Origin of the sequence: Paraburkholderia podalyriae, assembly GCF_014397785.1 — a bacterium.
Lineage (GTDB): Bacteria > Pseudomonadota > Gammaproteobacteria > Burkholderiales > Burkholderiaceae > Paraburkholderia > Paraburkholderia podalyriae.
The window spans coordinates 1-7,256 of the sequence record NZ_VZQQ01000131.1; the positions used below are offsets into that span (position 1 = coordinate 1).

At 59.6% G+C, this 7,256-nt stretch carries 7 protein-coding genes; 3 read left to right on the top strand and 4 right to left on the bottom strand.

The window, feature by feature from the left end; all coding sequences use genetic code 11:
* Positions 1 to 379: 379 nt before the first annotated feature.
* Complete coding sequence (locus tag F6X42_RS41100) at positions 380 to 1,099, top strand: IS6 family transposase (protein ID WP_187639503.1); 720 nt, start codon at positions 380 to 382, stop codon at positions 1,097 to 1,099.
* Here the strand turns inward: F6X42_RS41100 and F6X42_RS41105 are convergent.
* From F6X42_RS41105 to F6X42_RS41120, 4 genes are all read right to left on the bottom strand, one after another.
* Positions 1,047 to 1,421, bottom strand: a complete 375-nt coding sequence (locus tag F6X42_RS41105; RefSeq protein ID WP_246530517.1) for a DUF4142 domain-containing protein — start codon at positions 1,419 to 1,421, stop codon at positions 1,047 to 1,049. The two genes, F6X42_RS41100 and F6X42_RS41105, sit on opposite strands and share 53 nt — an antisense overlap.
* Positions 1,422 to 1,770: 349 nt before the next feature.
* Positions 1,771 to 2,040 (bottom strand): YbdD/YjiX family protein, encoded by a 270-nt coding sequence (locus F6X42_RS41110; RefSeq protein WP_187639504.1) that lies wholly within the window; start codon positions 2,038 to 2,040, stop codon positions 1,771 to 1,773.
* A 2-nt stretch (positions 2,041 to 2,042) separates the two neighbouring features.
* A complete protein-coding gene (locus F6X42_RS41115) occupies positions 2,043 to 4,103 on the bottom strand; it encodes a carbon starvation CstA family protein (RefSeq protein ID WP_187639505.1) in 2,061 nt (686 codons plus the stop codon).
* Between the two features lie 199 nt (positions 4,104 to 4,302).
* Positions 4,303 to 4,530 carry a hypothetical protein gene (locus F6X42_RS41120; protein WP_187639506.1) on the bottom strand — a complete coding sequence of 76 codons (228 nt, stop codon included), beginning with the start codon at positions 4,528 to 4,530 and terminating at the stop codon, positions 4,303 to 4,305.
* Positions 4,531 to 5,192: 662 nt separating this feature from the next.
* Here F6X42_RS41120 and F6X42_RS41125 point away from each other — a divergent pair.
* Together F6X42_RS41125 and F6X42_RS41130 are read left to right on the top strand one after the other, a co-directional pair.
* The gene (locus tag F6X42_RS41125) at positions 5,193 to 5,450 is read left to right on the top strand and encodes a hypothetical protein (protein ID WP_312893021.1); all 258 of its coding nucleotides are present in this window, start codon (positions 5,193 to 5,195) and stop codon (positions 5,448 to 5,450) included.
* A gap of 629 nt (positions 5,451 to 6,079) precedes the next feature.
* Positions 6,080 to 7,256 (top strand): ATP-grasp domain-containing protein (locus tag F6X42_RS41130; protein ID WP_187639507.1); only part of this gene is annotated, 1,177 nt, incomplete at its 3' end.

Consider the following 7,256-nt stretch of genomic DNA (forward strand, 5'->3'; position numbering starts at 1 on the left):
CATCGCGGTCAAAGTGACGGCCTGCGAACAGTTCGTCAAGGCTCTTCAGCTTGCTCATCGTCGGTTCTCAATTCGTTCAGCCTGACACCTTAACCGATTCGCCCCCGCGCTATTTGCACCAGAGCCCGGAAAACAGACTCTCGGTGAACGTGTCGGCGCCGCGCATGATCTCCTGGCCAGTGGGTGAACTTACTAGATCAACGCTTTTACCATCCTTCGCGATGACTTCCGTGCGAGGTATTTCCGCAACCTGCTAATCAGTGACGTCGCGCGTTGGTGCAAATGGATATCCAGAAGCTCGCTGACCAGGTCGCGGGGGTTGTGGTGCAATTCCGCTGCGTCGGTCTGTTACGCTTGAGATTTTGACGACCATGAGCCAATGAGCAAGCTGAAAGATCTCGAATGGTTGTTCAACGGGCGTCATTTCGACCGCGAAGTCATCGTCCTTTGCGTGCGCTGGTATCTGCGCTACAAGCTCAGTCTGCGCGATCTAGTAGAGATGATGGCGGAACGCGGTCTGTCCCTCGCGCACACGACGATCCTGCGTTGGGTGAAGCGCTACACGCCGGAGTTCGTCAAACGCTGGAATCGGGTGGCCACGACAGCCGGTCAGTCGTGGCGAGTCGACGAGACCTACGTGAAGATTCGTGGCAAATGGGCCTATCTTTACCGCGCTGTTGACCGGGCGGGAAAGACGATCGATTTTCGCCTCAGCGCCAGGCGCGATGTGGCGGCAGCAAAGGCATTCTTCGCGAAGGCGATCAGAACTCAGGGGCGCGCTCCTGGAACGATCACGCTCGACGGCTACGCGGCATCTCATCGGGCGGTCCGCGAGATGAAGACTGACGGGTCGCTACCCAGGCGAACGAAATTGCGATCCTCGAAGTACCTGAACAACCTGATCGAACAGGATCACCGCCACATCAAATCGCGGGTGAACGTGATGCTCGGGTTCAAGCGGTTCCGGAACGCGGTCGTGACCCTCTCCGGCATCGAACTGGTGCATCGCATTCGCAAAGGCCAGTTTGATCTCACCGGCGTGCACCTCAAAGATACCACTTCGCCCTCGATCTGGATGGCGGTTCTTTCAGCTCGTTGAGGTCCATGAAAAATGGGCGATTTCTCGCCCGCCTGCCGAATTTGCACCACAACCCTTCGGGGTAGAGCATCAGCCTCTGCGTCAATTCGACGGCTGACTGATACAAGTCCCTGTGTTCTGCGATCATTTTTCCAGCGAAATTCTGGATGCTTCTTCTCTGGCTTCGGCTTAGCGCGAGGTTGCCCGCCTCGATTTCGGCTCGATTCGCGACCATGAGGGTGGCGGCGATTTGCTGGTCAGTGTGTTGCGCGTGTACGTCATACATGCGCAGCGACAATGCAGCGAGTAACACCAGCGCGGCGGCTTTGCGGCTCGGGATCATCTTTCGCCTCCGGTTCGAACCATTGAACGGACACGTCTGCTGCGGTACTGCATTGACCGGTTGCCGTACCGTTGTAGCCGTTGCTTTCCAAGGTCCCATTTTGCGCCCGAGACGCGCGATCGAGTGGCCTGTCTCAACGGCGGAGCCGACGTTGGAACGTCCCGGTCGTAGGAAGGACGAACGCCTCTTGATGGCCGAACTGGGAAGCTGGCGATCGGTCCATCGACCCAGCCTCGCGAAAGCGGGCAACGGGAAGCATGATTGGGGTAATCTCGCTCCCGCCGCGTCTAGAAATCAACTCGCGCGTTCTCTGCAAAAGAGGATGGCCATACAGAGGACGCGAGCCGGCCTAACAGCATCTCGGTCCGTTGCGACAGTATTTCCGATCGACGGCCCAAGTGAAGAACTCGCCGCGCGACATCAGCGGATCGCACGGATGACGGGAGGCCATGTGCTCGACATAGCGTTCATAGTCAGGCATGCCGAACATCTGCATGCACGCTCCGCGCATGGTGCGCGCAAGTTCCGAGAGCCGTGTCGCAAGTGCAGTGCTGCCGGGACGGTTGTACGTGCCCTTTCCCGGCATCGCCACAAGTTTGCCATTGAAGATCGTTTTCATGGTCAGGTCCCCTGAGCGCGCACAACAGCAGGCGTCTCGACGACGGTGGGCTGCGCCTGCCGCCGCGCCTGCAAGCAGATCTTGACAGCGAAGACGCACATTGCGATTACCAGCACGACAAAGAAGCCGCAGACAATTGCGTCCAGGTAGTTGTTGAAGGCCACCCGCTCCATTTCCGCAAGCGACTTCGCGGGAGCAAGCACGGTCCGCTGTGCGGCGGCATCGCTGAACTTGTGCGCCAGCGCAAGGAAGCCGATGCGCGGATCGCTGTGGAAGATCTTCTGGATGCCGGCGGTGAGCGTTGTAATCAGGAGCCACATAGTGGGCACCAGTGTCACCCAGACGTAGCGCTCGCGTTTCATCTTGACCAGCACACTGGTGCAGAGCAGCAGAGCGATGCCAGCGAGCATCTGATTGCCCACGCCGAAAAGCTGCCAAAGGGTATTGATGCCACCCAGCGGGTCGACTACGCCCTGATAGAGAAAGTAGCCCCAGGCCGCCACGCAGATACCGGTGCACAGCAGGTTCGCGGGCAGTAACTGGGTGTTGCCCAGCGGCCGATAGACGTGGCCTAGCATGTCCTGAATCATGAAGCGGCCGACCCGCGTGCCGGCGTCCACGGCGGTCAGGATAAACAGCGCCTCGAACAGGATGGCGAAGTGATACCAGAAGGCCTCCATGGCCTGGCCGCCGAGGGCCTGGCCCAGAATCTGCGCCATGCCTACGGCGAGCGTCGGGGCACCGCCAGCGCGCGACAGGATGCTGGTTTCGCCGATGTTCACGGCTGTCTGGTTGATCAGTTCCGGCGTGATGACGAATCCCCACCCGGACACGACTTGCGCCGCCTGTGCGGCGGTGGTGCCGATAATTGCCGCCGGGGCGTTCATGGCGAAGTAGATGCCCGGGTGCAATACGCAGGCCGCCGTCAGCGCCATGACTGCGACGAATGACTCGGCGAGCATGCCACCGAAGCCGATCAGGCGCATATGCGACTCGCGCTCGATCATCTTCGGTGTGGTGCCGGAAGATATCAGCGCGTGAAACCCCGAGACCGCTCCGCAGGCGATCGTAATGAACAGAAACGGAAAGAGCGCGCCGGAGAAGACCGGGCCGGTGCCGTCGATGAAGCGTGTGGTCTGCGGCATCGAAAGAGCCGGGGCGACGACGTAAATGCCCACCGCGAGAGCCACGATCGTGCCGATCTTCAGGAACGTGCTGAGGTAGTCGCGCGGAGCGAGCATCAGCCACACCGGCAAGCTGGAGGCGATGGCGCCGTACAGAATCAGGGCCCACGCCAGTTGCGGGCCAGTCAACGTAAAGATCGGTGCCCAGGTGGGATCGTTGGCTACCGTCTTGCCCAGGACGATCGAGACGAGCAAAAGCACGACACCGAACAGGGAGGCTTCGCCCACGCGCCCCGGACGAACGAAGCGCATGTAAACGCCCATCAGCAGCGCGATCGGTATCGTCGCCGCAATGGTGAACAGGCCCCACGGGCTGGCCGTGAGCGCCTTCACCACCACCAGGCTCAGGACAGCAAGAATGATGATCATGATCGCGAGCACGCCGACCAGAGCCAGCGAGCCTGGAATCGGGCCCAGTTCCATCTTGATCATTTCGCCAAGGGATTTGCCGTCCCGGCGCACCGACGCGAAGAGCACGATGAAATCCTGCACCGCACCGGCTACCACGACGCCTGCGAGGATCCACAGCGTGCCGGGCAGGTAGCCCATCTGCGCTGCCAGCACCGGACCGACCAGAGGACCGGCGCCAGCGATTGCGGCGAAATGATGGCCGAACAGCACCCACCTGTTAGTCGGCACGTAGTCCATACCATCGTCGTGGCGCTCGGCCGGGGTCTGACGAGTATCGTCGAGCCGCAGCACGCGTTCGGCAATGAACTTGCTATAAAAGCGGTATGCGATGAAATAAACGATGAGGGCTGCGGTCACCAGCCACACCGCGTTCACACTTTCACCGCGCCCAAGCGCGAGCCTGGCGAAAGCGAGAGCGCCAACAGCGGCCAGCACACCCCACACGAGAATGGACGCAAGCTTGTTCATGACGTTTCCCTCTTTCGAACAATGCGTGGCGAAACCGATGACGCGCAACTTTATGTACCGGCGCGCTTCAATGTTCCGCCGCTGAGCAGCAGGCCTGCTTCCCCGTTTTACCGGAAAACAGGCTACACCCAGCCCCGAGGTGGCCGCAATGCGCGATTCCCCGCTCGTGCCACGCCGTGCGGCACCGCGGGTGCGTCGCTCATATCGGGGTGCCAGATCTGTTACCGCGATTTTTTCCCAGCATTTGTCCAAACGTCCGCTCATCCGCCGCCCACTGCCTATCGTGACTGGCAACGGCTAAACTGGAACGGTCATCCTGAATCTTGACCCCGCAAGTCTGCGGTGCATAGGCGACAAAATGCGCAGTACGTTTGCGCCATAACCATTCCCGAATGGCGACCGCCACTTCACTTTCTTCGAACATCATGGCTCGAAGACCTTTACCTCGGGGCTATCTTCGATGATATCGAGCACGGTTATGAACTGTGCCCAGTTCCTGCTGCCGCCGCACTCGCGCGAGGGAGTGGCGACTCAAGTCTGCTGGTCTGTGTAAAAGCATTGCTGTCGCCGCTCTTGGGCGCTCGCTGCCTACCACGATGGGCAGCACCCGACCCACAAGAGTCAGTCGCCGCGTATCGGCGAATGTCCGAAGACGATCACATGAGAGTCAACTGGCGGGATTCGAAGCCTCCGCCTCAATCTTCCTTGCGCCCGTATGGTAATCGCGATCGACGATCATGTTGCCCCAAAGCGGCGAGTACAGATTGATAGCGCCCGGGCTACGTAGGGATAGACCTTAAAGAAAACCTGCCGTTGTGAAAGCTAACAGAAGGATTCAGCACACTAAGATCGTAGCGTCGATACGGAAGTGGCGGCAGATCGCTGCCACAACCGATGCGCGCCTAATTCTGCTATCGCGAGTGTCATGAGGTAGAAATTCGCATACAAACCTCTCTCCATGGTCGCAATCGATACAGTGTCGCAACGACACCCTATGAACCGTGCAAAAAAGTGATGTCCTCACGGCCTACTGTTTCTAGTTCTACGTAAATGTCTACATCAACGAGACAGAGGTTGAAGGAGACGGCGATGGGCGATGGATTCGGTGGACAGGTCTTCTTTGCGTTTGCTGATCGAAAAATGGATTGGACCGACTCCGGCGGCGCCGGTTCGGGTAAGCGGTTCGGTCGCATACCCTCGAGTCGGCGACGCTATGGATACGTCGAGGCATTGCTGCCGGCAGGCGCGTTGGCAATTTATTTCTTCCTCCACGATGACGGTACATGGTGTGTATTTCCGCCTGCGGTGGAACGTCCGGCGATGAGCGTTTTACGGCTTGCAGCCTGATAGCGGTACCTGTTGGCGAAAGCAAGCGACAACCCTTGGTTATGTATTGAATTTTTAACTCACTATTAGAGTGCAACCGCCTGATCGCTGCCGCACCGATCGAAGCTGACACTTCGCACTACATCGAGGGCGAGACTGTCGTGCTGGCAAAGACCGTTCCGCTTCTCAATACGTACCTGCCATCCTCATCGGATGACTTTTCCTCGGTCGCTCACCATTCGGGCACAACGTCGCGCCGCGCATGACAGGGTGATCCGCTACCACGCACCAATTGAACATGTGAACGATCCCACCAATACGGGCAACAGAGGTCACAACTATGTCGTGCATTGAGGGATCGATCATGAATCGACCTGTTGCGGATCACGCCCTTTCCACAGGTAGCAGCCTACAAAGCAGCCCACCTCCCTCCTTGTATAGCGGGCAGTGCAGTTTCGCGATCCAGTCGGTCTTCACGCATCGGATTTCATAGAGCGCACCCGAGCGCCGCATAGAGCGCGCGCCAACGACCGCGCATCTGTTCTGCACATACGGCGCCCGATCAATGGCTCGGCCGGCGGTTTGCCAATACCGGCGCCACACGAGCCGTTTTCCTTTTTATATCGCAATGAATTTCAGGAGACATTTCGATGCAAATTACCGGTATGTTGCACGGCGCGCGCCTGTTGCAATTCGTCGGATTCCCGGCGAGCGAGATATTGGCCCCGAGCGCCAGCGAGGACGAAATCAAGGCCTTGATCGACCGTCATCGCCAGATCTTCATCAAGCCCGTCTTCAAGGGCGGAGTCGGCAAGAAGGGGAAGGCGGGCTTACTGGGTCGCGCGACCGACCTCAAGACAGCGTTGGCCGAAAAGGAGCGTTTGTACTTCGCCGAGCATGCCGTCGGCCACATCAAGGCGAAGGCGAATGGCGTCACCTTCGAAGCCGGTGTGCCGGCCACGCACGAAGTCTACTTCTCGATCACGGATTCCACCCGCTTTCGTGCGCCGACCATGACGCTTTCGCACGCGGGCGGCATGGACATCGAGGAAGTCGACCCGAAGCAGGTGGCGATGGTGCCGTTCGATGCGCTGACCGGGTTGAAGGCGTTCGTCGTAGCGAATGCACTGAGCGAGATCGGCGCGCCGAAGGAGATCATTTCGCCGCTCGTGCAGCAGTTGCCGAAACTCTGGGAGCTCTTTCACGACTTCGGCATGACGACGCTCGAGTTGAACCCGATCCGCATGCGCGAGGACAGGCACGGTCGCCTTACGCCGGTTGCGTGCGACTTCAAGTGCGGCTTCGATCGCGACGATCCGCGCTGGGCGCGTCTTGGCCTGCCGCCTCATCTGTTCGCCGCCGATTACTCGGATTTCGAGCAGGAGATCAACCAGCTTCGCACCCACCAGGGCCAGAGCGACGTGTATGTCATCAACGAGAAGGGGACGATCCTCGCCCCCACCTTCGGCGGCGGCGCCAACTCGCTCGTCACCGAAATGCTGGGCGACGCCGCGATCATCTCGTCGGATTTCGGCGGCAATCCGCCTTACGCGAAGATGAAGGAAGTGGCGCGCATCTGCTTCAGGCACTGGCTCGAACAGGCGAACGTGCTCTTCATCATTGGCGGCAAGTCCAATAACACGGACATCTACGAGACGCTGCGCGCCATGGCCGACGCCCTGCGCGAGCACTTCAGCGAACACGGAGCGACGCCGCTCTATGTCGTGCTGGGCCGTGGAGGTCCGAACCTCGTGCGGGGCATGTCGGCGCTGAGGGACACATGCGACTCGCTGGGCCTGCCTTATCGGCTGTTCGGCTTCGACTCTG

What these genes read in the sequence shown, in the direction of transcription:
- F6X42_RS41100 (WP_187639503.1), top strand. Translation starts at nt 380, where the DNA reads ATGAGCAAGCTGAAAGATCTCGAATGGTTGTTCAACGGGCGTCATTTC.
- F6X42_RS41105 (WP_246530517.1), bottom strand. Translation starts at nt 1,421, where the DNA reads ATGATCCCGAGCCGCAAAGCCGCCGCGCTGGTGTTACTCGCTGCATTG.
- F6X42_RS41110 (WP_187639504.1), bottom strand. Translation starts at nt 2,040, where the DNA reads ATGAAAACGATCTTCAATGGCAAACTTGTGGCGATGCCGGGAAAGGGC.
- F6X42_RS41115 (WP_187639505.1), bottom strand. Translation starts at nt 4,103, where the DNA reads ATGAACAAGCTTGCGTCCATTCTCGTGTGGGGTGTGCTGGCCGCTGTT.
- F6X42_RS41120 (WP_187639506.1), bottom strand. Translation starts at nt 4,530, where the DNA reads ATGATGTTCGAAGAAAGTGAAGTGGCGGTCGCCATTCGGGAATGGTTA.
- F6X42_RS41125 (WP_312893021.1), top strand. Translation starts at nt 5,193, where the DNA reads ATGGGCGATGGATTCGGTGGACAGGTCTTCTTTGCGTTTGCTGATCGA.